Raw genomic sequence first — 26,742 nt, 5'->3', positions numbered from 1 at the left:
TTTCAAATTAAAACCTATATTGGAGGAATATGAAATGATGAATAAAATCCCTTATAAACTACTCGCTGTATCGACGTTTTTAACGTTGACGACAACATCTGTCGTTTCACCAGTAACAACTTTTGCAAGTGGAATTGAACAAACTAACAATGGAGATATGTCTCTTTCAGCAAATGAAGTGAAGATGAAAGAAACTTTGCAAAAGGCTGGGTTATTTGCAAAATCTATGAATATCTATTCTTATATGTTAATTAAGAATCCAGATGTGAACTTTGAAGGAATTACTATTAATGGGTATGCAGATTTACCTGGTAAAATTGTACAAGATCAAAAGAATGCAAGAGCACATGCTCTTACATGGGATACGCAAGTAAAAAAGCAACTTTTAGATACATTGACAGGCATTGTTGAATACGACACAACATTTGACAATTATTATGAAACAATGGTAGATGCGATTAATACAGGGGATGGAGATACTTTAAAAGAAGGCATTACAGATTTACGAGGTGAGATTCAACAAAACCAAAAGCAAGCACAACAATTAATACAAGAACTAACTAAATTAAGAGACGCTATTGGACAAGATGTTAGAGCATTTGGAGGCAATAAAGATCTCTTGCAGTCGATTTTAAAAAACCAAGGCGCAGATGTTGAGGCCGATCAAAAGCGTCTAGATGAAGTTTTAGGATCAGTAAACTATTATAAACAATTAGAATCTGATGGGTTTAATGTAATGAAGGGTGCCATTTTGGGCCTACCGATAATCGGCGGTATCATAGTGGGTGTAGCAAGAGATAATTTAGGTCAGTTAGAGCCTTTATTAGCACAATTACGTCAGACCGTAGATTATAAAGTAACATTAAATCGTGTAGTTGGAGTTGCTTACAATAATATTAGTGAAATGCATAAGGCGCTTGATGATGCTATTAATGCTCTTACTTATATGTCCACGCAGTGGCATGATTTAGATTCTCAATATTCGGGAGTACTGGGGCATATTGAGAATGTAGCTCAAAAAGCGGATCAAAATAAATTTAAATTCTTAAAACCTAACTTGAATGCAGCTAAAGACAGTTGGAAAACATTACGAACAGATGCAGTCACATTAAAAGAAGGGATAAAAGAATTAAAAGTGGAAACTGTTACTCCACAAAAATAGGGGAATATTAGTTTTGTTGCAAAGTGAACCAAAACATAGAGAGTCTATGATTATACTGCTAAACAGTAATACGACAATTAATAAATCCTTATATATCAGAAAGGCGGAGTCCCATTAAAGACTTCGCCTTTCTGATATATATATAAGTTTCATCCAAATAAAAAGGTAACCGTGCCGTTTTACTCGTTTTTTAAAACTTTGAAACAGAACCGATTAATTGGGGACAGATTATAAAGATTTGCTTGATAATATCGACTCTATGAAACAACATAGATTCTCTTTAATACTGGATGATTTAAAGGCTGCTAAAGAAAGTTAGAATGATACTCATAAAAGATGTAGAACTCATTTCGAAAGACATCGCTTTTAAAGAAGAATAGAACTTGAAATCAAACCCTATAGGAGGAATATGAAATGATGAAAAAAATTCCTTACAAAATACTCGCTGTATCAACATTTTTAACTATGACAACTACTTATGCAGTCACACCAGTGGCAACTTTTGCAATTGAAAGTGAAATTGAACAAACTAACAATGGAGAAATGTCTTTTTCAGCAAATGAAGAACAGATGAAAAAAGCTTTGCAAGATGCTGGTTTATTTGTAAGAGCTATGAATGAATATTCTTATTTGCTAATTAATAATCCAGATGTGAGTTTTGAAGGAATTACTATTAATGGGTATGCAGATTTACCTAGTAAAATTGTACAAGATCAAAAGAATGCAAGAGCACATGCTGTTACATGGAATACGCAAGTAAAAAAACAGCTTTTAGATACATTGACAGGCATTATTGAATACGATACAAAATTTGAAGATCATTATGAAACATTAGTAGAGGCAATCAATACTGGGAATGGGGATACTTTAAAAAAAGGGATTACAGATTTACGGGGGGAAATTCAACAAAACCAAAAGTCTGCAAAAGCATTAATAGAAGAACTAACTAAATTAAAAAACGCTATTGGAGAAGATGTTAGAGCATTTGGAAGCCATAAAGAGACCTTGCAATTGATTTTAAAAAACCAAGGTGCTGATGTGGAGACTGACCAAAAGCGTTTAGATGAAGTTTTAGGGCAAGTAAACTATCAGAAAGGCATAGAATCTAAGGGATTAGACATGGTAAAGATCCCATTTATTCCCACGTTGATTGCTGGTGGTATAATGATAGGTGATGCAAGAGGTAAGTTAGCTTGGCTAGAGCCGGAATTAGCAAAATTACGTCAGAATGTAGATTATAAAATAACATTAAATCGTGTAGTTGGAGTTGCGTTTCATAATATTAGTGATATGCATAGTACGATTGATAATGCTATTACTGCTCTTACTTATATGTCCACGCAATGGGATGATCTAGACTCTCAATATTCGGGCGTACTGGGACATATTGATAAAGCTGATCAAAAAGTTGATCAAAATAGATATAAATTCTTAAACCCTAACTTGAATTCAGCTAAAAAAAGTTGGAAAACATTAAGAACAGATGTTGTCACATTACAAGAAGGGATAAAAATTGCAGAGAAAAAAGAACAGGATCTTATGAATCAGCTTCGTCCATCAAACGTTTTCTACTTTTATAAAAAAATTCATAATGCATACACATTTGAAATAAAGACTGGAACAAATGCACCAAATGCGTCTTATAAAGTGATGAATTTAACTAAAAACACTGTTCATAATATGTGGAGTGGAGGACCAAATACAAACATGTGGGCTGACTGGCTTTCATTCAATCCAAAAGATGAATTTGCGGTCGTAGCAGTAGTGGATGGGAAAGAATATGTTGTATATAAAGATAAAGTAGAAAATATAATGAACTGAACCCGAAAAGTGACGCAGCAATTGGAGATGGTACACTAAACTGGACACTAAGTTAAGTGAAAAAGATGATTCAGAGAGTTCTGTTGCAAAGTTTTTTAACAGATAAAAAGTTGGTATGATTGCAGATGGATTTTATGCAATTCTTAGTAAATGATGAGAAGTAATTATGCTATGGGGCTGGTCAGTTGTAATTTTATAAAGGAGTTGTGAGAAGTTGAAATATCGTAAAGCAAATATCGATGATATTGATAAATTGGTCGAGTTAAGAAAAAAGCAATTAGTTGATGAGGGGATAGAACCTAATATAGATATTGATAGAGAACTATATGTTTTCTTTAAAAACAAACTAAGTGATGGTACTTTAATTCAATGGCTAGTGGAAGATAATGAAAAAATTATAGTTTGTGGTGCAGTAATTTTTTATGAATTTCCACCTTGTTACACCAATAAGACTGGAAAAAAGGCTTATATCACAAATATGTATACTAATGAAAATCATCGTGGGCAAGGAATCGCAACAAAGCTGTTAACTAAATTAGTTGATGAAGTTAAGATTTCAGGTATTTCACAAATATGGCTTGGGGCTTCAAAAATGGGTAGACTAGTGTATAAGAAGTTTGGTTTTATGGAAACTGATGAATTTCTAGAATTAAATATTTTTTAATAATTTGTGAAGTATAACACTTAAACTAACGGGTGCGTTAGTTCTTTAAGATTAAGATTTTTAACACCGTTCCCATTATGCGAACGGTGTTTTTTGCTTTTATAAATACGGCCATACTCCTTGTAAAAAGGAGTGCTGCCACATTTGGCGTCTGTCAACGGGAAGCGGACCGAAGGGAGCATTAAGGAGTTGATAGACTCACTTTGCCAAGAGGGACCCCTAGTAGGTGTTGTAAAAGTTGGACGGCCGCCTTATTAAATCGTTGATTCAGTCCCTCAGGACTGATAATTACTGCTGTTGATGCTTCTAAACAGCTAGATAACTGAGTTAAAGAAGTCATAGCTACATTTTGGCTCACCCATACACATAAAGCGACCAAATCTTTTGCTTGGTACTTACTGGTTCGTTGTACAAAACCAACATCTCTAGCAAGATCCCGTAAGGTATTTGGAGATAAAAAACTTTGAATCTCTTGAGCAAATAGTTGTAATTCGTCAGACACAGAAACAGACATAAAAAACGCCATCCTTTCCTATGATTCTACAGAAAGAATAGCGTATTTTTTCATTTTAGGGGGCATTCCTTTTTATTAGCTTGATAGCAATGGGGACGAGCCTTTAAAATACAATTCCGCTAGAAATTTTTGCGCTATATTCTCTTTTATTTATGATAGTTGATTAACAACACTTTCTAAAAATTTGTCTACCTTTTCTTTTGATGTATCCGGTGTATGATAACCAATCGTAAATGTAAGTCTTCCATTATAAAAGCTTGCACCCATTGAAAAGAATGGCGCATACATAATGGGTGATGTCATATACCCGTCCTCAGCTTGAACTTCACCAAACTGAATAGGTTCATCAGCGATCACCCCGAAATTTGTCAGTAATGGCAACGCCATCCCCATCTGTAAAGCCTGTTCGTATTGCTGATTATACATTTCCTTCACCACAGATAGCTTCATACCTGCCAGTAGCTCCATACCTGCTGCTGAAGACAGACCTGGATTTTGAGACTTTATTTTATCCATTGATTGTTTAATTCGAACGAGAGTCTGATTAAATGATTCATTATCCTCCATTTTAATCACTGGCATTTCCATGCCGGATAAGTTGCAAATAGCACCAGTTGTATAATTAGGCAGATATCGACGTAAATCAATTGTTAAACCGATCATTTTTTCTGCGGTGCGAGGTTCTGCATACACAGTGAAATGTGATAAAGCTCGGAAGTAGGCAGTCATGATTACATCATTCAAGGTAGCCTGTTGTGCTTTTGTCCATTGGGTTAGACGTAGAGATTGCTCATGGCTCAACCGCCGTACGGACATTTGAGGGGATTTATTTTTGTTGGGTTGAGATGGAAAAGACCATAACGATGCCTGTTGTTCTTGGTTAGGATGATACGCGCTTTTTATGTCCGATATTCCAGCATATTTGAATACATGTGATTGATCACGAAAACTCTCATTCCCCGTACCAAATTCCTTTATAATTTGATCCTTAGATTTTCCGAGGGAAAGTTGAGTATAAATTGCTCCAAGTAAATTAATATATTCCTTGACCCCTGCACCATCTGAACATAGATGAGATAATTTCACAACTAACATATCTGTTGTAGTGCCTCGTAATAATTTTGTTTGAACCATAGGCCCCTGAATACGATCACCAGGTTCCTTAATAAAATCTATTGCCATTATTTCAAGTTCTTGATTATTTCCTTCTGCAAAAAGGCAAATAGGTGAGTTAGTGGCAGATGAATGTTCCTCCCAGTAAGGAATATCATTTTCTACAAACCGGCTGTTCAAAACCGGCTGCAATTGTAACGTTATCCTTACTGATTGTTCAAGTATTTCCTTTGATATACCTACAGGAAAATAAAGAACTGCATTAATTTGTTGATCTGCAGAATAAAGACCTAATAAATAATTCATTCGATCTTGAGGTGTTACTGAAAACTTTCTTTGTTCCATAATTTTGTCCCCCTTTTAAGACTTTTTTTGGTATAACCTTATTCTCCATATAGTTGTAACTTTTCTAGTCAATTTTATTCAAGAATGAATAATTATTATTTTTTGAATTTTTTTATGAAAGTATCTTTTCCGTACTGGTTCCATTCTTTTTGCGGCTCTTTGTAGATGATATACCCATTATTTTATTGTTATTAATACTTCCTATCTCTTTCGAGAAAATCAAACGCAAATTAATTTAGTTTATATATATACAAACATTTTATAATAATGTTTGTGAATTATCAATAAAACAAATAAATCATTTTTATGTCTGTTAATAAAAAACAATAATATAATACGTTCAGGTGTTACTTCATAATAAAAGGGTGATGGGCATAGGGTACTATCCCTAAAAGAATGCAAAACTTGATAATCTATTTGCGTAAAAGATCCTTTTTTTATGAAATATATAATAGTCCATCAATCTGTAATTTTAATAATTTTTAATAAAAGTTTAATATTATTAAAGAGAGAAAATGGTTTTTTATGGAAAGATAAGAAATTCCTTCATGGATTCTCGCGTTAGATAAAAAATCTGTAGAATTTATTAGAAAATTTATATTGAATTCTGGTTCTTTAAAAAATATGTCTAACTTATATGATGTTTCTTATCCAACAGTACGTGCCAAATTACATAGATTAATAAAAAAGATCGAAGTACATAGTAAAGAAGATGATGTAGAGTTTGTAAATATGATTAAAGGATTTGTTATTGACGAACGAATTAGTCTAGACGTCGCTAAAATCATCATAGAAAAATATAAAAAAGAAAGGGATGTTTAATTATGAAACCTGTAGTTGGAATATTAGTTATTGTTGTTATAATAGTTACTCAAATCTTTTTATCATCTCGAAAACCCCCTTATTTAGGTGGAATTCTCCCTGTAGCATACATAGGTTTTATTAGCTTCTTTTTTAATAAACTTTTATAGCTAATGGTGATTATTTTTCTACATGGATAATGATAATGGCTGGTTTATGCGGATTTGTAAGTATATGGGCTTCAGGTAGAAAACGTTTTAAAAAAAAGAGACAAAAAGAATTAGATCTAAAATTAGAATTAGGTCTAATGGAGTTACAGAATCTCTAATTTTAAGAGATCTTTGTATTGTTAAGGTCTCTTTTTCATTTTATAAAGCAGCATGAGATACTATCACATCATCAGAAAGACTAATGTAAATTAGTATCCATACAACAAAAAAACGTTATCCTTTTTGTAAAAATATACAGAAGGGATGGCGTTTTTAGTATGAATTTATCGATTTCTGATGAACTAGAATTGTTTTCTAAAGAATTGCAACGATATATGTCACCACATGCCCTAGAACATTTAGCTAGGGATATCGGATTTGTTCAACGAAGAAGTAAATATCAAGCACAAGATTTAGTAGCTCTGTGCGTTTAGTTAAGCTAAAATGTAGCTCATTCTTCATTGACACAATTATGTAGTCGATTAGAAGCAATGCATATGATTAAAAAAGAACAGATTGCTTTACGGAACCAGTCTGTCCAAAACCAAAAAGAATTCATCCATCAATTGTTTGGACTTGCAACATAAGATACGATTTCGTTAGGAATATATGTGCTGTATTTTCTTTCGTTTTATTTTTGCACCAGAACGAGTATGCGCTTTGAAAGGTGGATTTCTATGCGTAGAGGGTCTCCATACAATAACATATGCTTGTCCGGTTTAATTGTGAAAACAAATTTAAATAAAAAGAGCACATATATAAATGTGCGCTCAAATTAATATATGTATTTTCTCATAAAGAGTGAAAGAAGAATGTCTAACAAAAAAGCTATTTGATACTAAAATTATCCACTTTAAAAGAGCACTATAAAAAGTGCTCTTTTGAAAATTTGTATTGTTATATATTTAACTTCAATAACAACTAACAAAAAGAAATTGGAGTTTGCTTACTGTTATATAAGTTAAGGAAAATTTATTACGGCTGGGATTACTAAGAATATTCCTAGTGAAATTGTTGTTGATTTTGTTGGTTACCCATTTGTTGATCTTGTTGGTTACCCATTTGTTGACCTTGTTGGTTACCCATCTGTTGACCTTGTTGGTTACCCATCTGTTGACCTTGTTGGTTACCCATTTGTTGACCTTGTTGGTTACCCATTTGTTGACCTTGTTGGTTACCCATTTGTTGACCTTGTTGGTTACCCATTTGCTGGCCTTGTTGGTTACCCATTTGTTGACTTTGTTGGCCACCCATTTGTTGGCTCACTTGATCAACTTGTGATTGAGCCTGAGAAATAGCTTGATTTATTTGGCTTAACGTTTGATTAGATTGTAGATACTGTAATCCTTGGTTTAATGTTTGAATAGCTTGTTGAATTGTTTGCTGTAATTGTTGATCAGCTTGTTGCATTTGTTGTTGAGATTGGTTACTAAATTGTTGAAGTTGTTGCATTAATTGATTAGCTTGTTGTAATCCTTGTTGGCCACCCATTTGTTGATTTTGTTGTAATCCTTGCTGTTGACCTTGAGATGCTTGAGATAAAGATTGATGTAACTGTTGAATTTGACTTTTAAGACTAGTTAATTCTTGTGAAACTTCTAAATCAGCAGCTTTACGTGCCACAGCTTCAACTTTCTTCTCAGTACGTTTGTCCATTTTTAACTCCTCCTTATGTAACCACATAATAGTGTGGAACATTTTTATAATGTACAAATTCTTATTTTTAATACTAAAAAATAAATTTAGAGACTAGGGAAGAGAGGTATATAAATAGTAATTTAATGGAAAATAGGACAAGCAAAATTGCTTGTCCTAGAAGAAGGGGATGCTTCAAAACACCAAAATGACTCGTATTGGTAAACAGGTTCCTGGATAGTATGCTTCAAATTAAGAAAGTTATACAAAAATAGCAGGCAAAGTTTCTTTGCCTGCTTGTGGGTTGAATGAGTTAGACAATTGCGATAAATCGTCTTCCCATTCTTTTACAAGAAGAGTGAAGCCACTAGTTCGAATGGCTTATAAGTATCGTGTGCAGTTTAGCTAAAAAATATGTAAAAGAAGATAAAGAATTTATTTTATACAAAAAAGAGCGCTATTTGTAAGTGCTCTTGAAAGACGAGCTTCAATAATAACAAGAGATCGACTCAATAGAATTGATGATTTTCTTATTTTAAGGTAAAAATTAAACGTAAAATAGGAGAACAGATACATAGGCTGTTCTCCTAAGGAGCGGGAATACTGAATTTGAAGTGCATCTCAAATGACAATCAATCAAGCATTTCATAAATAGAATGTACTTATGTTGAAATTCAATACAATAAATCTGCTAGCATAGCTAACTGTTTTGTCTTAGGAAGAATTCAAGAAAATTTGAGATTCATTATGGAATAGCTGTTACCAACTTATTTATATTATGTGGATGCTTTTTGAATATTATGCATGTGTTGAGAAGTTAATAAAAATTTCATTTTGTAGAAAAGGGTATGGATAGGAAGGCACAGGATATTAAAGAAGATAAATCACTTTGGGAGAAGAAGCATCTTGAAGGTGTAGGAAAGGTGCTTCTTGTTGAAGAGAGTTATTACGACGGCATTGTTGAATTGGTAAATAGGTTAGAACTGGAAAATGAAAGAGAAGCCAGCAAAAGCTAACTGCTCGGTTAATGGAGAAATGGTTATTTGTATTTCTTAGCTTGATGGCGATGGGGTAGTACCAGCTGTATGTATTTTTGTGCTTTCGAGTGTTTGGAATTTATATATTGTTTTTCTAATTGTTTATTTTGTATCAACTGTTCGGATTAAATGAAGAGAATTTAAAAAGGTAAAGCACTTTGTTGAAATTGTGTAAAATAGATTAAAACACAACGTATCAAACCAAGTGATTTAACGTATAAATTTACATGTATTTAATGTTAATGGGTAGATAGCTAGATTGGTACCAATTGTTAATTTTGAAGTGTGAAAAAGACAAAATCTCTTAAAAAACACTTAAATTTTTACGTGATCAAATTTTACAATGCATCCCTATAATATGCCTTGGACAAGCATCTAAGAAAAAACAGAACATGTCAGTTTGTACATCATATTATTAGGGGGAGATTGTATGAAAAAGACAGTTATTTCACTAGCTGTTATGGCAGCAGTATTACCGATGTTTTCAGTGCATGCGGAAGAGCAAGAGCGAGTAAGAAAAACAGCTACGATGTTTAATGTTATTAGTGACATTCAAGGGGATTTAGGGGATTTTGATCACGTATTAAAAGATATGAATAAAGTGACGCCACTTTCTAGAGCGCTTATTATGAATGGGGATATAACGCCAACTGGACAGCAGTCACAATATGATGATGTGAAGCGTGTGTTAAACAAAAATAAGCATCCGGAAAATGTATGGTCAACTGTTGGGAATCATGAGTTTTATGCAGGTAAATGGACAGCTGATGGGAAACTCTCTCAAAATACATGGCCAAATGGTGTAACGGAAGAAACATTGTTTAATCGATATTTAAAATTTAGTGGACAAGAAAAGGTATATCATAAAAAAGAGTTAGACGGTTATCCGCTTTTGTTTTTAGGAACTGAAAAATATATGAAATACCATGATTCAAAAATGTGGGACGAGGTATATATGGGTGATGAACAATTAGGCTGGTTAAAACAAAATTTAGAAGAGTACAGTCAAAAAGATAAAAATAAGCCGATTTTCATTTTCTCTCATCACGTTTTACCTGATACAGTATCTGGATCAAGACAAAATCCGTATTTACAAGACTATTTAAATGTTGATAAATTGTACGATATATTAAAAGATTATCCGCAAGTTGTCTTCTTCACGAGTCATACGCATTGGGATTTAAACTTACCAGATTGGGCTGGTAAAAAGAAAATTGAAGGCGGAGATGAAAAAGGATTTACGGTTGTAAATACGGGCGGAATTGAAACAGGCTGGATGTCAGCTGGACCAAATGGTGGCGAGAAGAATGCTCCAGATGGATATTCATTTAAACAAGGACTGCAAGTGAAAGCATACGGTAACGATGTAATCGTGACGGCTTACGATTATAAACGGGATAAGGGCATAAAGAATTTATTAATTAGTGATGCGAAAATCGCACAAATGGCACCAGATGTAACAGCTGATGATAGTAAAAATGTAATCGTCGGTGCAACAGAATATATGGAGTACTCTATAGAAGGAACGAACGAGTGGAATACGTATAATCCATCAAAACCCCAAAAGTTTGATGGCGACAAAATTGTATATGTACGTCACAAAGGAGAAATGAATTTAGAGGCAGGATTAACACAGCTTCTTCGTTTTTCGGCAAATAAGTGATTGAAGAGAGCCCGCATTTAAATACGTGGGCTCTTTTTTGCTTGATGAGAAATGGGTTTTATATGTCGTTTCTTGTTGGTAAGTCGATATTCTATGTCGAATCGCCGATATAATTTCATTTACCAAATTTCGATACATTTTTAATCAGGAAAGGTGACTTCATCATTTTTACATGTAATAATAGTATGGTTACATTTACTGTGAAAGAGTATAAAAGGAGCGTTATTGATGAACTTAGCTAAATTCCCGAGAAAAAAATATACAGAATCATATACACCAATTGAAAAGTTAAACAATTTTTCTGAAGCACTTGGTGGGCCAACTATTTATTTTAAACGAGATGATTTACTTGGTTTAACAGCTGGTGGTAATAAGACGAGAAAGTTAGAGTTTCTAGTTGCGGATGCACAGGCAAAAGGTGCAGATACGTTAATTACAGCTGGTGGTATTCAGTCAAACCATTGTCGTCTAACACTTGCAGCTGCGGTAAAAGAAAAAATGAAATGTATTCTTGTGTTAGAAGAAGGGCTTGAGCCAGAAGCAAAGCCAGACTTTAATGGAAACTATTTCTTATATCATTTATTAGGTGCTGAAAATGTAATTGTTGTGCCGAACGGAACAGACCTTATGGAAGAAATGCATAAAGTAGCGAAAGAAGTAAGTGAAAAAAGAAATACACCATATGTCATTCCAGTTGGTGGATCGAACCCTACTGGCGCGATGGGTTACATTGCTTGTGCACAAGAAATTATGGCTCAATCATTCGAGCAAGGAATTGATTTCAGTTCAGTTGTTTGTGTAAGTGGTAGCGCTGGTATGCATGCTGGTTTAATTACTGGTTTTTCCGGAACGCAAAGCAAAATTCCTGTAATCGGAATAAATGTAAGTAGAGGAAAAGCAGAGCAAGAAGAGAAAGTAGCAAAACTTGTAGAGGAAACTTCAGCGCATGTTGGTATCCCAAACTCTATTTCACGCGACAATGTTACATGCTTTGATGAATATGTAGGACCAGGATACGCTTTACCAACACCAGAAATGGTTGAAGCAGTTCAGTTACTTGCGAAAACTGAAGGTATTTTACTTGACCCAGTTTATACAGGTAAAGCAGTAGCGGGACTAATCGATTTAATTAGAAAAGGTAAATTTAATAAAGAGGACAACATTTTATTCGTACATTCAGGTGGCTCGCCAGCTTTATATGCGAATACGTCTCTGTTTGCGTAAGTGTGAAAAAGCATTGGGTATCCAATGCTTTTTGTTTTTAATTAATGTTGAAATTTGATACAATTTCGTGAATATGCGATGATTTTCCAACAATCAACGGTAAACAACGATATATATAAAGGAGATTGATGTATGACAGAATTTTGGGAAGCAAGTTTTATAGAAAATCAAATGATGTGGGGATTTGAACCTTCAGACTCCGCAATCTTGACGAAGGACTTTTTCCTTGAAAATAAAGTGAAGGATATATTGATTCCTGGTATTGGATATGGCAGAAATGCAAAGGTTTTTATTGATAACGGAATACATGTAACAGGTATTGAAATTTCAAAAACGGCGATTGAATTGGCGAGGGCAAATGAACTTAATGCTGATTTCTTCCATGGTTCAGTAACGGATATGCCTTTTGATAACAAACTGTATGACGGTATATTTTGTTATGCACTTATTCATTTATTGAATAAGGATGAGAGAGAGAAGTTTATTAAAGATTGTTATAGTCAGCTAAAACCAAACGGGTATATGATTTTTACTACTATTTCTAAAGATGCCCCAATGTTTGGGAAGGGTAAACAACTGGGTAAAGACTACTTTGAAATAATGGAAGGGGTAAAAATGTATTTCTATGATGTTGACTCGGTAAAACAAGACTTTGGAAAATATGGACTGATCGAATCTACGGGAATTGTTGAGCCACATAAAAACATGGAAAATAAACCTCCATTTAAATTTATAATGATCAAATGTCAAAAAAAACTATAATTACATAATAGAAACACCGAAATAGAAGCGAAAGCTGTGTTGTATCAAATTTGGATAAGTCCTAATAAGGATAAAGTAGAAGTAATGGCCGGGGATAATCGGTATGCTCAATTAGAAGGAAAAATGCAGCCACTTTGTTGTGGATTGTTACGGGAGAGAAGTTATCTGAATAAAAGTATATGATTGATTTTGCTCTTTTTATTGGTGTTCCATCACTTACAGGCCTATTCATTTTATCAGCAACAGCATTTATTTTAGCTGGCATTGTACTTTTTATTATGTTTTGCCCAGATCCATTAGATATTTCAAAAAAGATATTAGTTTATAAAAAGAAATTTGAGAAGATTAAATCAATGGAAAAGGAAATGTTTTTTTTAGTCTGGGCTACGGACCTATCCTCCCGTTCTAATTAACTAAAAGAAGAACTTTCCCATACCGATTAGACTACTAATCATTCCTATTCCATTCATGGTGCCTTTTCCTACTGTAAGTAAGTTTCCAAACATTCCCGGCTGGCCGTTACCTCCGTTATTCCCCCATCCCATGGGATTTACCTGTCCTCCCCATCCTGGAGGATTTCCAAAAACACCCCAATTATTGGTACTAAAGTTAAAAGCCTTGGCTGGCGGCGATAGTAAAGCGGCAAGATGCCCTTGTGCGAACATCCCCGTATGATTGAATGGTTGGGCCCAGGGGAAGGGGGGTTTTTGAAAATTGAAACCTGCATAGCCTGGTAATGGAGCCCAATTAGCAGGATGTCCTTGGGGCATCATCCCTGCATAATTGCTTGGCTGGCCCAAAGAGAAGGGAGGGGGATTTGGATTGAAACCCGTATAATTGGCTGATGAATCCCAACCAACTGGATAGACTCGATCACTCCAATTCTCAGGAATCTTCGGACCATTCATTCCCTCAGCTTTGGTTATTTGGGGCTGTGAATATAATGATGCCATTGAAATTTGGTTATTATATTGTTCCCAGTTTCCCTTTGAATTCAAATACCAATATTGTTGCATACGCTTATTCCCCTCACCTTAAAAATGTAATGTTAGACTTAGCCTATGCAATATTCCTTTTTATGGATGGTTACATAACTAGATCTACAAGCCCGAATTTAAAGGAATGGGTGCGTGGTCTTGTTGATTTATCCCGCTATTTGTGGGCAGTAAGACCCTTGCCTCAAAACAAAGAAGTTAGATGGGGGCTGGGCTGCCTATAAAAGCCCCACTGATTAAAGTTTCACTTTATAAAGGATTTAGTCAATAAAAAAGATTTAAAATGTTATGTTGAGCAAGTGGAATTACTAAAAAGAGAATATCCATTCGAAGAGTTTGGCAAAATACTGCAAGGGTAATGTATTTTTGTGCAGATATGAAAACGATTTAAACTAATCAATGCAATTTATAATGAAGGAGCAAACAAATATATGAGTGAAACATTACATAAAAGAAAACCACCATATTTAATGCTTGTAATTCTTTTTATTGGGGCATTTGTTTCATTTTTAAATAACTCGCTTTTAAATGTAGCTTTGCCATCAATAATGAAAGATTTAGACATTAAAGATTATTCAACGATTCAGTGGCTTTCTACAGGGTATATGCTTGTTAGTGGTATATTAATCCCAGCATCAGCATTTTTAATAACCCGCTTCTCAAATAGGAGTTTATTTATTATATCCATGGTGATTTTTATTCTTGGTACTGCCTTAGCGGCTTTAGCGCCGAACTTTGGTTTATTACTTACTGGCCGGATGGTTCAAGCAGCAGGTTCTTCAGTCATGGGGCCTTTGTTAATGAATATTATGCTAGTAAGCTTCCCAAGAGAAAAACGGGGAACAGCAATGGGGATTTTTGGATTAGTTATGATTACAGCTCCAGCAATTGGACCGACACTATCAGGTTATATTGTAGAGTATTATGATTGGCGTTTGCTTTTTGAAATGATTTTACCGTTAGCGATTATTAGCTTACTGTTAGGGATTTGGAAATCTGAGAATGTCATGAAACAAAATAAAAATGCAAAACTTGATTATCTCTCATTACTATTATCTTCTATCGGTTTTGGCGGTTTGTTATATGGGTTCAGTTCTGCAAGCTCAGATGGTTGGACGGATAAAGTTGTCTTAACAACCTTAATTATAGGCGCTATTGCCCTAATTACTTTCATTGTCCGTCAATTAAAAATGAATGAGCCGTTATTGGATTTACGTGTTTACAAGTACCCAATGTTTGCACTTGCGTCTGTAATTGCAATTGTCAACGCGGTGGCCATGTTTTCAGGTATGATTTTAACACCAGCTTATGTACAAAACGTCCGTGGCATTTCGCCGCTGAACTCTGGGCTGATGATGCTTCCGGGTGCGGTAATAATGGGGGTTATGTCACCAATTACAGGTAAACTATTTGATAAATATGGCCCTCGGATTCTTGGCATAGTAGGACTTTCCATTACAGCTGTTTCAACTTATATGTTGGCAAACCTGCAAATTGACTCTAGTCACACACATATTATTCTTATTTACACACTGCGGATGTTTGGGATGGCAATGGTGATGATGCCACTTATGACAAATGGCCTTAATCAATTGCCAACTCGCTTAAATCCGCACGGTACGGCTGTTAATAATACAGCTCAACAAGTGTCCGGTTCGATTGGTACTGCTATTCTTGTTACGATTATGAATTCTGTAACAACAACAAAAGCTGAAAGTCTAATGTCTGATGTAGATCCAACAACCTTCACAGAAGCTACGAAGGCAATAGTAACTCAGAAGGCTTTATTATCCGGAATTCAATATTCATTCTATGTAGCGCTTGGCATGAATGTTGTTGCACTACTATTAGTTTTTTTCGTTAAACGTGTAGATACAAGTGCGGAAGCTGTCGAGAGGTTAAATCGTTAGAGAAAAATAAAACTCGAGATAATGATTCCTACAAGTTTTTTTGCTGATTAGTTAGACTATGAAGAAATGCAATTATTTGCCGCTAAGGCGCCGGTATTTAAAACTGGAAAAGAACCAGTGAAATAATTACACATAGTAAAAAGGATCTGATATTCATATCAGATCCTTTTTACTAGTAACACAATTACTTGCTTATCGTATTTGTTTGACTGGACATTAGAAACTATGGGCTTTCCAAATACTATAATCTTATGCTCGTCAACTTCTTTGTTTTGGGTATTCGCTTTTCTTAGCTTGACGGGTATTTAGTGCAACTGCAACTGTAGCTTTAAAATAAAGTTTGATCAAAATATGTGGGGAGTTTTTAGTGTGGAATTTGATTTATAAACAAATACAAGAGATGACATCTGCTTTCAATTTCTGATAAACATTATAATGCTCCAATTATAATAATTCGCTTCATTTTAAGTTAGTATTTTTTCTGCAAGTTATAAATCTAATGCCAACAAACAACTTAGATTACCAACTTTATAAGCAATATCATAATCATGAATAGTTAGGGAAAAGATAAAATAAGGTAATCAATTACATATCTTTATCCCAGGCGATTAATTGCTATCTCCTCTTTATTGAATGGGATATTTTATTTCATGCTTTTTTGAAAGGGTGTTTTTAATGGAAAAAAAAGTATCTGCCATTCCTCAGCCGAAAACATATGGACCACTGGGGAATCTCCCATTAATCGATAAAAATAAACCGACTCTATCGTTTATCAAGCTGGCGGAAGAGTATGGTCCCATTTTTCGAATTCAAACTCTAAGTGATGCCATCATTGTCGTTTCTGGACATGAACTGGTAGCAGAAGTCTGTGACGAAACACGGTTCGATAAAAGTATAGAGGGTGCTTTAGCAAAGGTTCGTGCCTTTGCTGGGGACGGATTATTTACAAGTGAGACTCACGAGCCTAACTGGAAAAAAGCTCATAATATTTTGATGCCTACATTCAGCCAACGGGCAATGAAAGATTACCATGCTATGATGGTTGATATTGCCGTACAACTCGTTCAAAAATGGGCACGACTTAATCCGAATGAAAACGTGGATGTTCCGGAGGATATGACTCGCCTTACATTAGATACAATTGGTCTATGTGGATTTAATTACCGATTCAATAGCTTTTATCGTGAGACCTCTCATCCTTTTATCACTAGCATGAGCCGTGCTCTAGATGAGGCGATGCACCAATTACAGCGACTGGATATAGAAGACAAACTCATGTGGAGAACGAAACGTCAATTTCAGCATGATATCCAATCCATGTTTTCTTTAGTAGACAATATTATTGCTGAACGTAAAAGTAATGGAAATCAGGAAGAAAATGATTTACTTTCCCGTATGTTAAATGTGCAGGATCCGGAAACCGGTGAAAAATTAGATGATGAAAATATTCGTTTTCAAATTATCACTTTTTTAATAGCTGGGCATGAAACAACAAGTGGATTATTATCTTTTGCAATCTATTTTTTATTAAAGAATCCGGATAAGTTGAAAAAAGCCTATGAAGAAGTAGATCGGGTATTGACAGATCCTACTCCAACATATCAACAAGTTATGAAACTTAAGTACATACGGATGATTTTAAATGAATCGCTACGTCTATGGCCTACTGCTCCAGCATTCAGTCTCTATGCAAAAGAAGATACAGTGATTGGTGGGAAATACCCAATTAAGAAAGGGGAAGATCGTATTTCTGTTCTTATTCCACAGCTACATAGGGATAAAGACGCATGGGGAGACAATGTGGAAGAATTTCAACCTGAACGATTTGAAGAGCCGGATAAGGTTCCTCATCATGCTTATAAGCCATTTGGAAATGGTCAACGAGCGTGTATCGGTATGCAGTTTGCACTTCATGAAGCCACTCTCGTAATGGGAATGCTTCTTCAACATTTTGAATTAATCGATTATCAAAACTATCAGCTGGACGTAAAACAAACATTAACGCTAAAGCCCGGTGATTTTAAGATTAGAATTCTACCCCGAAATCAAACGATCAGCCATCCTACTGTCCTTGCACCTATAGAGGAGAAGCTGAAAGAACATGAAATCAAGCAGCAAGTTCAGAAGATTCCTTCTATTATTGGAGCCGATAATCTTTCGCTTCTTGTTCTGTATGGCTCGGATACAGGGGTAGCAGAAGGTATTGCAAGAGAACTAGCAGATACAGCTAGTTTAGAAGGTGTTCAAACGGAAGTGGTAGCTCTTAACGATCGAATTGGAAGTCTGCCAAAAGAAGGAGCAGTTCTTATTGTAACTTCTTCTTATAATGGAAAGCCGCCAAGTAATGCAGGGCAGTTTGTGCAGTGGCTAGAGGAACTAAAACCGGATGAGCTAAAAGGTGTTCAATACGCAGTTTTTGGTTGTGGAGATCATAATTGGGCTAGTACCTATCAGCGGATTCCAAGATACATTGATGAGCAAATGGCTCAAAAAGGAGCAACAAGATTTTCTAAACGCGGAGAAGCGGATGCAAGTGGTGATTTCGAGGAACAGCTCGAGCAATGGAAACAAAGCATGTGGTCTGATGCGATGAAGGCATTTGGATTGGAACTCAACAAAAATATGGAAAAGGAGCGTAGTACTTTGAGTCTGCAATTTGTCAGTCGTCTTGGAGGATCTCCTCTTGCGCGAACATATGAAGCAGTTTATGCATCTATACTAGAAAATCGTGAACTCCAATCATCCAGCAGTGATAGAAGCACTCGACATATTGAGATATCCTTGCCAGAAGGTGCTACGTATCAAGAAGGAGACCACCTTGGAGTGCTGCCAATTAATAGCCAGAGAAATGTCAACCGAATTTTAAAACGCTTTGGATTAAATGGGAAGGATCAAGTCATACTGAGTGCAAGTGGACGAAGTGTAAATCACATACCTTTAGACAGTCCTGTTAGTTTATTTGACCTTCTTAGTTATAGTGTCGAAGTTCAAGAAGCAGCCACTCGAGCACAAATACGAGAAATGGTGACATTCACAGCATGCCCTCCTCATAAAAAGGAACTGGAATCATTATTGGGAGAAGGAGTTTATCATGAACAAATATTAAATAAACGTATTTCAATGTTGGATCTTCTTGAAAAGTATGAAGCTTGTGAAATCCGATTTGAACGCTTTTTAGAACTTCTTCCTGCGCTCAAACCGCGTTACTATTCTATTTCAAGCTCTCCACTCGTTGCACAGGATCGTCTGAGCATTACGGTTGGTGTTGTTAATGCACCTGCATGGAGTGGGGAAGGGACATATGAAGGAGTCGCTTCTAATTATTTAGCTCAGCGTCATAATAAAGATGAGATTATCTGTTTCATTCGAACACCACAATCAAACTTTCAATTACCTGAAAATCCAGAAATACCAATTATCATGGTTGGGCCAGGTACTGGAATTGCACCATTCCGTGGATTCTTACAAGCGCGTCGTGTTCAAAAGCAAAAAGGTATTAACTTAGGACAAGCGCATTTATATTTTGGTTGCCGTCATCCTGAAAAGGATTATCTCTATCGTACAGAACTAGAAAATGATGAAAGAGATGGATTGATTTCTTTACACACAGCTTTTTCTCGCCTAGAAGGAAATCCGAAAACATATGTACAGCACTTAATAAAACAAGATAGAATCAATTTAATTTCATTATTAGATAATGGAGCTCATCTTTATATATGTGGTGATGGAAGTAAAATGGCTCCGGATGTAGAAGATACCCTTTGTCAAGCATATCAAGAAATTCATGAAGTTAGTGAACAAGAAGCAAGGAATTGGTTGGATCGTGTGCAAGATGAAGGGCGATATGGAAAAGATGTTTGGGCTGGTATCTGAATTTTCCTTAATTAGATAAGTAATATGTAACGAATGAACTTCTTTCGAATAAGTGTTAATTAAAAAATAAACTTATTTATCCCGCTATTTGTGGACAGTAAGACCCCCACCTCAAAATTCAGCGGAAGCAAAGAAGTTAGGTGGGGGATCAACTGCCCGTAAAAGCCCGATTGGTTCAACTAATAATCAGTGGGCGCTGAACAAAACCCCCACTGATTAAAGTTTCACTTTATAAAAATCCCGTATTTTTATTGAATGCGGGATTTTCTTATTTTTAAATGAGCGGGACTGATATTGTAGAGAAATAAAAAATCTTATATGAAACCAAAGCTATATAATCTTAGCTTGAAGGGTAAGGTGTTAACCAATTTCTTGACACGATTTGAAATTTATAATATAAAACTTTGCGCACTGGCTAAACAGTTTTTAGCACAGTGTCAAATCGCTGGGGGAATTTATCAAATTAGGTATACCTTCTATAGCCTATGGAATGAATTTTGCCGTCGAAAAATAATAGGTAATTCATTTGACAATTAGATGGAACAAACTTGTTACTTAGGTTGTCTATTAAGTATACGTATAAAATAGGTGTTCATGATAGTTTGCTCATTTTATGAAAAGTGAGATGCAAGAAGAGTGATATCTTATAAACTCTTTAATTGTATCGATATGTATAACACCTAGAAAAACCATATATTCTTGAAAGAGGTTGAAAATGTATGATAGTCTTAAACAAGTTTTTTAACATTTTACATTACAAAAAGATGGTACCTGTAGTATTTCTTTCATGTGCAACGCTTATAGGCTGTTCCGATAGTAATACTCAATCTGAATCACTTAAACAAACGAAACAAACAAATCAAATCAAACAAGAAACTACTGGTAATGATTCTTTTGCTAAACTTGAAAAAGAATTTGATGCTAAACTCGGTATTTATGCATTGGACACTGATACGAATCAAACCGTTACGTATCAATCAGATAAACGGTTTGCATACGCATCGACCCACAAAGCTTTAGCTGTGGGAGTACTTTTACAAAAGAAATCAATAGAAGATCTAAATCAAAGAGTTTTGTATACTCGTCAAGATCTTGTTAATTACAATCCAATTACAGAAAAGTATGTTGATACAGGTATGACTCTGAAAGAGCTTGCAGATGCTTCCCTTCGATATAGTGATAATACTGCACAAAATCTTATTCTTAAACAATTAGGTGGACCTAGTGAATTCAAAAAATCGCTGAGAGAAATAGGAGATACCGTTACAAATCCTGAACGTTTTGAACCAGAGTTAAACGAAGTGCATCCAGGAGACGCCCATGATACTAGTACCCCAAAGGCATTAGCTACTAGTCTTCAGGCTTTTACGTTAGGAGATGTACTTTCAACTGAGAAACGGGATTTATTAATAGATTGGATGAAAAGGAATACTACGGGAGACAACTTAATTCGTGCTGGAGTTCCAGGAGGATGGGAAGTAGCTGATAAGACGGGTTCGGGATCTTATGGAACCAGAAATGATATCGCAATTATTTGGCCACCAAATAAAAAGCCAATTGTTCTTGCGATACTTTCTAATCATGATAAAGAGGATGCTAAATATGATGATAAGCTTATTGCAGAAGCAACCAAAATAGCGTTAGATGCTTTAAAAGCGACAAATAAATAATAATAGTAATTAGTTATTAAAATTTCCCCGTTTTTCCGTCACAAAACTGTGACGGTCTTTTTGTGTATTTTACAAAGAATCGTATTAAGTAAAGAAAAAAGATAGAAACCATCCCTATTGAATTTATTAATTAAGTAACAGTAAATATACGCTTTATTGGATACTTATTGCATTTGAGAGGGTAGGTAAGATATCATCTTTTTTACATAAGTAAAATATTAAATAGCAAATGAACTTTAAAAATTGCGCCTAAATTAAAGGAGAGTACGTTATGAATACAATCATGATTGTAGAAGATGATATGAAAATTGCTGAATTACTGGGAACTCATATAAAAAAATATGGATACCAAAGTGTTATTATAGAGGATTTTGAAAATATCTTAGAAATATTTCAAGAGATAAAACCAGATTTGGTGCTATTAGATGTAAATTTACCGAATTTTGATGGTTATTATTGGTGTCACCAAATACGAGCTATTTCTACTTGTCCAATTGTATTTTTGTCTGCAAGGAGTGGAGAGATGGATCAAGTTATGGCTTTAGAAAATGGTGGTGATGATTACATTACAAAACCTTTTTATTATGAAGTTGTAATGTCTAAAATCCGTAGTCAACTCAGAAGAGCATACGGTGAATATGCTCCTAAAGTAAAAGAACGAATAGTTGAGCAATCGGGATTATTCCTGTTCCCAGAAAGAATGGAACTTCAATTAAATGATAAGACAATTTTACTTACTAGAAAAGAAACAACTTTATTAGAAATATTGATAACAAAGTCTCCGCTCCTTGTAAAACGTGAAGTGATTTTAGAACAATTATGGGATAGTTCATATATAGACGAAAATACATTGAGTGTAAATATAGGTAGAATTAGAAGGAAACTGCAAGATTTAGGTATCGAAAACGCACTGGAAACAGTTCGTGGTGCTGGATATCGTTTGCATACTACTTGGGAGAAGGAAGGAAAGGAATAATGAAATTATTTTTACAAGAACATATTCCACTTATTTGTTATACATTTGCCCAATTGCTTATCATTCTTTTTATATATTGGTTTGATGGTTATCCACATATTTTGACAGCATTATATTCTGTATTTTTGGGTGTTTTTTTATTAATGGGTTATTTAATATATCGCTATTATAGTCATCGTTCATTCTACAAGCGTCTATCAACACCAATGGAAGCTTTAAATGAATCAATAAAAGATAGTGATTTGACTCCCTTATCAATGGCCTTAGAAACATTACTACAAACTCAATATCAATATTATCAAAACCAATTAAAAAAATGGGAACGAAAACAACAAGAACAAATGACTTTTATGAATCAATGGGTTCATCAAATGAAAACACCTCTTTCTGTTATTGAGTTAATTACACAAGATGCAGATGACTCTCGATTTGACAGTATTAATGAAGAAACGGAAAGAATCAAAAAAGGATTAGAAATGGTCTTATATGTTGCTCGTTTAGAAACATTTGAACAGGATTTTCATGTGGACAGATTGCAGTTATTGGAAATGATTGATTCTGCTATTCATGAAAATAAACGTCTATTTATACGTAGTTATGTGTATCCAGAGGTAAAAGTAGATCCGAATCTTATTGTAGAAACAGATAAGAAATGGTTTCGATTTATACTCAATCAAGTACTGTCAAATTCAATTAAATATTCATCAAGTAAGCAAGAAAAAGTAATAGTATCGGCGTGTTCAAAAGGACGAGCAATTATTTTGGAAGTAAAAGATCATGGGGTTGGTATTCCTACTGCTGATTTACCACGTGTTTTCAATCCATTTTATACTGGAGAAAATGGTAGGAAATTTAAAGAGTCTACGGGAATGGGATTATATCTTGTTAAAGAAGTATGTGAAAAATTAAATCATAAGATTGAGCTAGAATCTGAGGTAGGTAAGGGAACAAAAGTTAGAATCATATTCCCGTATGCATCTCTTTAACCGATGAAAGGTATACTTTTCATCGGTTTTTCTTTTGAATCTTACAAACTTGTTAGATAACTGTTAGGGAAATCGATATGAGACATACTATATATAGGTTACACTTCATGTATCGAAAAGAGAAATGGAAGGTGAAATACTTGTGGAGATACTACATGTTTCAGATTTAGGGAAGGTTTATCCTGGGAAAATTTCTTATACAGCATTATCCCATATTGATTTAAAAATAAACAAAGGTGAATTTGTAGGAATTATGGGACCATCTGGGAGTGGTAAAACAACGCTATTAAATATGGTGTCTACTATAGATGCTCCAACATCAGGAGAAGTATTAATTCATGGAGAAAATCCGTATCTGTTATCTCCAAATCAGCTGTCTTTATTTCGAAGACGTGAATTAGGGTTTGTTTTTCAATCATTTAATCTCCTTAATACATTGACAGTGAAAGAAAATATTGTTCTTCCACTTACGCTTGATGGTGTCAGTCCTAGAGAAATGGAAGGGAAAGTAGAAGCTATTGCTAAAAAACTAGGGATAACTGAAATATTAGATAAACGTACGTATGAAATTTCTGGTGGGCAGGCACAAAGAACTGCAATCGCACGTGCTACTATTCATAATCCGAAATTATTACTTGCGGATGAGCCTACAGGAAATCTGGATTCAAAATCTGCTAGTGATGTGATGGAATTATTGACAAAGCTTAATAAAGAAAATAGCACAACGATGATGTTAGTGACACATGATGCAATGGCTGCAAGTTATTGTGATCGAATTGTGTTTATCAAAGATGGACAGTTATACAATGAGATTTATTGTGGAGATAATCGCAAAGTATTCTATCAAAAAATTCTAGAGGTTTTAGCATTATTAGGAGGAAATGCAAATGACTTTTCGACAGTTCGCATTTAATAACGTTATTCGTAGTAAAAGAACATATTTGGCTCATTTTTTAAGTAGTACGTTTGCTATTATGATTTTCTTTACCTATGCATTACTTGCATTTCATCCTAATTTACAAGGCGATCTTGCTACCAGTGTAACAATCAATACATTTGCAAAGTCAGGATTACAGATATCGCAGGGGTTAATATTTTTCTTCTCATTCTTCTTTATCCTATATTCTGTAAGTGCATTTTTAAAAACAAGAAAAAAAGATTTTGGAATTCTAATGCTACATGGGATGTCACGTTCACAGTTGAACAAATTAGTATTTATTGAAAATATAATAATTGGTATCGCTTCTATTTTAACAGGAATTACAATTGGAATGGCGTTCTCTAAGTTTATCTTAATTATGAGCAACAATCTGTTAATGATTGATAAAGGACTCCCATTTTACATGCCCTTTAAAGCAATTGGGATAACATTTGGAGCGTTCTTCTTATTGTTTTTATTTATTTCACTTTTCACTTCTCGACTAGTAAATGTAGAGCAATTAGTAGAATTAATAAAAGCAGAAGAAAAGCCAAAGCCTGAACCAAAAGCATCCCTTTGGTTATCTTTGTTCGCACTAACTTGTATTGGATTAGGATATACGGCTGTTTTCCATAATGTTAACGCAATTCAATACAAGGATATGAAATATGTATTATTCATGATGGCGATAGGGGTGAGTTTTGTTGTACTTGGAACGTACTTCTTATTTACACAGCTCAGTGTGTATGTGTTACGTGTATTAAAGAAAAGAGAAAATATTTTCTTTAATAAAACAAACATACTCACCATTTCAGATTTAGTGTATCAATTAAAAGATAATGCAAAAATGTTTTTTATGGTCACTATTATATCTGCTGTTGCCTTCACCGCAGTGGGAACTTGTATGGGATTAGGTAACTCATCCATGGCTGAATCGGATAGCCCTTTTGCATTTTCTTATCAGTCTTATAAGAATAACCAGTTAGTAAAAGAACATCTAAAAACAATTGAAAGCGAACTGAATAATGGTGGGTTTAAATTCAAACAAGTAGCTTATTCAAAAAAACAAATTCCAGATACTCTTTATAACAGTAATGTATTATTAAGCGTTATAATAGTAGCTGGTATTTCGATTACCGTGTTAGGAGCATGTTCATTATTTAGTACAAAAGACTCTCCAGCAAATGGAATTTCAATAGAAGTAGGAGCGATAAACGAACAAACAAGAAGCTCTATAATTGACTCATACAAAGATATAACAAGCTCACAAGACCTATATCAATTAAAAGAAGGGACGATAGATAATAACAAGCTCGACATAAAGCTACCGACTAATTTTGGGGATTCTATGGATACTGCTACTAGTAATTTACTATTTATTAGTAGAACAACTGCTGAAAAAATGAATAAAAAGGGACTTATACGTGAAAGGGATAATAACGAGGGGCTCCTATCTTCAGACTCTCTTGATTCGTTACCAAAAATAGAAAAAGATGAAACTATCATATTTGCAAATAAAGAATATAAAGACTTGAAAGAACTAACATTTGATAAGAAAAAAATGAATGTTCAATATAAAGGGGATGCATGGCTATCTCCATATCGTGGTGGATCCAACGAAATCCTATTAATTGTAGATGATACATTATTTAAAGAAATAAATGGGAAAGAAAAAACTAGACAGATTCTATCTTTTAATAAATCTTTTGGGAATCTTAATTTAGTCAATCAAGGGAAAGCAACAGAATTAAGTAAAGAAATAGATAAAGTGAGTACGGCTTTAGGTACTGAGGAAAAAAGAGCCGTCAATTTTGTAAATATTAAAGAAAAGTAAAAAATCACGTCTATATGGGTAGAAATGGGCCACCATCAAGTTAAGAAAAATAAATACACCAAAACGAAAAAACTCACTTCTTATCCGAAAAAAGATAAAAAGTGAGTTTTTTTGCTTAGCATGGTAATGTTCCAAAAATGCTGATGGTATTACATGTCTATCAAGCTAAGGTTAGATTTTCTATCAAATTCCATTTTTCGTTACTATACCAACTCAAATTTCTTCCTCATCTTACAGTGGAACAAATTTATTACTTAAATTGTCTATTAAATGTAATCCAAAAACTTAGTGCTCAAACTTGATACATTGAATCTTACATTGTAAAATATGGGCCAAGTACAGGTGCATTCATAGAAAAATTAATTAAAAGAAGCAATCTCAAGACTATTATTTTATTAGCGGAAAATAACAAGGAATTTTATTTATTATTTAAAGCAAAATTTAAAGAAGAAGGAAACTTGTTATTTGTATATAGATTAGTAGTGAAAATCGAACAGTATATTAAGATAATAATATCAATTATGTTTATTCTTGTCTTCCGTTTGCAAGTTTACAATAAAGAGAAGTTAGAAATGTTTCACCTGTTTATGCTTTTAGTTGTTCAATACGAGAAAAATGTGGAGGAATAA

21 protein-coding genes and 6 pseudogenes are annotated in these 26,742 nt (G+C 34.3%); 23 read left to right on the top strand and 4 right to left on the bottom strand.

Going from position 1 to position 26,742, the window contains the following annotated elements; all coding sequences use genetic code 11:
* Nucleotides 1-34 precede the first annotated feature (34 nt).
* The 4 genes and pseudogenes from hblA to SB773_RS16620 all read left to right on the top strand — a co-directional run bounded on the left by hblA (nt 35) and on the right by SB773_RS16620 (nt 3,647).
* Nucleotides 35-1,162: a hemolysin BL binding component B gene (hblA, locus tag SB773_RS16635; protein ID WP_410590946.1), complete on the top strand. Its 1,128-nt coding sequence runs from the start codon at nt 35-37 to the stop codon at nt 1,160-1,162.
* Nucleotides 1,163-1,379: 217 nt separating this feature from the next.
* Nucleotides 1,380-1,542: pseudogene (locus tag SB773_RS16630) on the top strand (hemolysin BL lytic component L1); the annotation flags it as partial.
* 34 nt (nt 1,543-1,576) lie between these two features.
* Complete coding sequence (gene hblB, locus SB773_RS16625; RefSeq protein ID WP_410590944.1) at nt 1,577-2,983, top strand: hemolysin BL regulatory component HblB; 1,407 nt, start codon at nt 1,577-1,579, stop codon at nt 2,981-2,983.
* 214 nt (nt 2,984-3,197) lie between these two features.
* Nucleotides 3,198-3,647 carry a GNAT family N-acetyltransferase gene (locus tag SB773_RS16620; RefSeq protein ID WP_410590942.1) on the top strand — a complete coding sequence of 150 codons (450 nt, stop codon included), beginning with the start codon at nt 3,198-3,200 and terminating at the stop codon, nt 3,645-3,647.
* A gap of 187 nt (nt 3,648-3,834) precedes the next feature.
* Here the strand turns inward: SB773_RS16620 and SB773_RS16615 are convergent.
* Both SB773_RS16615 and SB773_RS16610 read right to left on the bottom strand, forming a co-directional pair.
* Nucleotides 3,835-4,161 (bottom strand): annotated as a pseudogene (locus SB773_RS16615) (IS4 family transposase); the annotation flags it as partial.
* 150 nt (nt 4,162-4,311) lie between these two features.
* A complete protein-coding gene (locus SB773_RS16610) occupies nt 4,312-5,619 on the bottom strand; it encodes a condensation domain-containing protein (RefSeq protein WP_410590940.1) in 1,308 nt (435 codons plus the stop codon).
* Between the two features lie 540 nt (nt 5,620-6,159).
* On the opposite strand from SB773_RS16610, the gene SB773_RS16605 reads away from it, so the two are divergent.
* The 4 genes and pseudogenes from SB773_RS16605 to SB773_RS16590 all read left to right on the top strand — a co-directional run.
* Nucleotides 6,160-6,441, top strand: coding sequence for a DUF2089 family protein (locus tag SB773_RS16605; protein WP_410591048.1), 282 nt, complete (start codon nt 6,160-6,162; stop codon nt 6,439-6,441).
* Nucleotides 6,442-6,443: 2 nt separating this feature from the next.
* Nucleotides 6,444-6,748 (top strand): annotated as a pseudogene (locus SB773_RS16600) (hypothetical protein).
* A 159-nt stretch (nt 6,749-6,907) separates the two neighbouring features.
* Nucleotides 6,908-7,069, top strand: a pseudogene (locus tag SB773_RS16595) (IS4 family transposase); the annotation flags it as partial.
* A 42-nt stretch (nt 7,070-7,111) separates the two neighbouring features.
* A pseudogene (locus SB773_RS16590) lies at nt 7,112-7,216 on the top strand (IS6 family transposase); the annotation flags it as partial.
* 415 nt (nt 7,217-7,631) lie between these two features.
* Here the strand turns inward: SB773_RS16590 and SB773_RS16585 are convergent.
* Nucleotides 7,632-8,285 (bottom strand): hypothetical protein, encoded by a 654-nt coding sequence (locus tag SB773_RS16585; protein WP_215576460.1) that lies wholly within the window; start codon nt 8,283-8,285, stop codon nt 7,632-7,634.
* An 827-nt stretch (nt 8,286-9,112) separates the two neighbouring features.
* Here SB773_RS16585 and SB773_RS16580 point away from each other — a divergent pair.
* The 6 genes from SB773_RS16580 (at nt 9,113) to SB773_RS16555 (ending at nt 13,363) form a co-directional block, all read left to right on the top strand.
* Nucleotides 9,113-9,280 (top strand): hypothetical protein, encoded by a 168-nt coding sequence (locus tag SB773_RS16580; protein WP_410590938.1) that lies wholly within the window; start codon nt 9,113-9,115, stop codon nt 9,278-9,280.
* A 451-nt stretch (nt 9,281-9,731) separates the two neighbouring features.
* Nucleotides 9,732-10,964, top strand: a complete 1,233-nt coding sequence (locus SB773_RS16575; RefSeq protein WP_410590936.1) for a DUF4073 domain-containing protein — start codon at nt 9,732-9,734, stop codon at nt 10,962-10,964.
* A 228-nt stretch (nt 10,965-11,192) separates the two neighbouring features.
* On the top strand, nt 11,193-12,188 hold the full coding sequence (gene cuyA, locus SB773_RS16570) for a D-cysteate sulfo-lyase (protein WP_410590933.1): 996 nt from the start codon (nt 11,193-11,195) through the stop codon (nt 12,186-12,188).
* Nucleotides 12,189-12,320: 132 nt separating this feature from the next.
* Nucleotides 12,321-12,950 carry a class I SAM-dependent methyltransferase gene (locus tag SB773_RS16565; RefSeq protein WP_410590931.1) on the top strand — a complete coding sequence of 210 codons (630 nt, stop codon included), beginning with the start codon at nt 12,321-12,323 and terminating at the stop codon, nt 12,948-12,950.
* Between the two features lie 39 nt (nt 12,951-12,989).
* Nucleotides 12,990-13,133: a hypothetical protein gene (locus tag SB773_RS16560; RefSeq protein ID WP_410591052.1), complete on the top strand. Its 144-nt coding sequence runs from the start codon at nt 12,990-12,992 to the stop codon at nt 13,131-13,133.
* The gene (locus SB773_RS16555) at nt 13,130-13,363 is read left to right on the top strand and encodes a hypothetical protein (protein ID WP_410590929.1); all 234 of its coding nucleotides are present in this window, start codon (nt 13,130-13,132) and stop codon (nt 13,361-13,363) included. Before SB773_RS16560 ends, SB773_RS16555 begins: the two co-directional genes overlap by 4 nt.
* Here the strand turns inward: SB773_RS16555 and SB773_RS16550 are convergent, their stop codons facing one another.
* Nucleotides 13,364-13,966 (bottom strand): hypothetical protein, encoded by a 603-nt coding sequence (locus tag SB773_RS16550; protein WP_410590928.1) that lies wholly within the window; start codon nt 13,964-13,966, stop codon nt 13,364-13,366.
* Nucleotides 13,967-14,376: 410 nt separating this feature from the next.
* Between SB773_RS16550 and SB773_RS16545 the strand changes: the two genes are divergently transcribed.
* The 9 genes and pseudogenes from SB773_RS16545 (at nt 14,377) to SB773_RS16505 (ending at nt 26,742) form a co-directional block, all read left to right on the top strand.
* On the top strand, nt 14,377-15,855 hold the full coding sequence (locus SB773_RS16545) for a DHA2 family efflux MFS transporter permease subunit (protein WP_410590926.1): 1,479 nt from the start codon (nt 14,377-14,379) through the stop codon (nt 15,853-15,855).
* Between the two features lie 675 nt (nt 15,856-16,530).
* Nucleotides 16,531-19,728, top strand: coding sequence for a bifunctional P-450/NADPH--P450 reductase (cypD, locus tag SB773_RS16540; RefSeq protein ID WP_410590924.1), 3,198 nt, complete (start codon nt 16,531-16,533; stop codon nt 19,726-19,728).
* 719 nt (nt 19,729-20,447) lie between these two features.
* Nucleotides 20,448-21,398 carry a class A beta-lactamase gene (gene bla / locus SB773_RS16535; protein WP_131245519.1) on the top strand — a complete coding sequence of 317 codons (951 nt, stop codon included), beginning with the start codon at nt 20,448-20,450 and terminating at the stop codon, nt 21,396-21,398.
* A gap of 271 nt (nt 21,399-21,669) precedes the next feature.
* A complete protein-coding gene (locus SB773_RS16530; RefSeq protein ID WP_410590921.1) occupies nt 21,670-22,374 on the top strand; it encodes a response regulator in 705 nt (234 codons plus the stop codon).
* On the top strand, nt 22,374-23,360 hold the full coding sequence (locus SB773_RS16525; protein ID WP_410590919.1) for a sensor histidine kinase: 987 nt from the start codon (nt 22,374-22,376) through the stop codon (nt 23,358-23,360). Before SB773_RS16530 ends, SB773_RS16525 begins: the two co-directional genes overlap by 1 nt.
* A gap of 142 nt (nt 23,361-23,502) precedes the next feature.
* Nucleotides 23,503-24,273 (top strand): ABC transporter ATP-binding protein, encoded by a 771-nt coding sequence (locus tag SB773_RS16520; protein WP_002108271.1) that lies wholly within the window; start codon nt 23,503-23,505, stop codon nt 24,271-24,273.
* A pseudogene (locus tag SB773_RS16515) lies at nt 24,248-25,402 on the top strand (FtsX-like permease family protein); the annotation flags it as partial. The gene SB773_RS16520 and the pseudogene SB773_RS16515, both read left to right, overlap by 26 nt.
* Nucleotides 25,391-26,113, top strand: a complete 723-nt coding sequence (locus tag SB773_RS16510) for a lipoprotein BA_5634 family protein (RefSeq protein WP_410591046.1) — start codon at nt 25,391-25,393, stop codon at nt 26,111-26,113. The pseudogene SB773_RS16515 and the gene SB773_RS16510, both read left to right, overlap by 12 nt.
* Before the next feature lie 482 nt (nt 26,114-26,595).
* A complete protein-coding gene (locus SB773_RS16505) occupies nt 26,596-26,742 on the top strand; it encodes a hypothetical protein (protein ID WP_410590917.1) in 147 nt (48 codons plus the stop codon).

It is taken from the genome of Bacillus sp. SIMBA_074 (assembly GCF_046534555.1).
GTDB lineage: Bacteria > Bacillota > Bacilli > Bacillales > Bacillaceae_G > Bacillus_A > Bacillus_A mycoides.
This window is presented reverse-complemented; position numbering and strand designations above follow the sequence as displayed.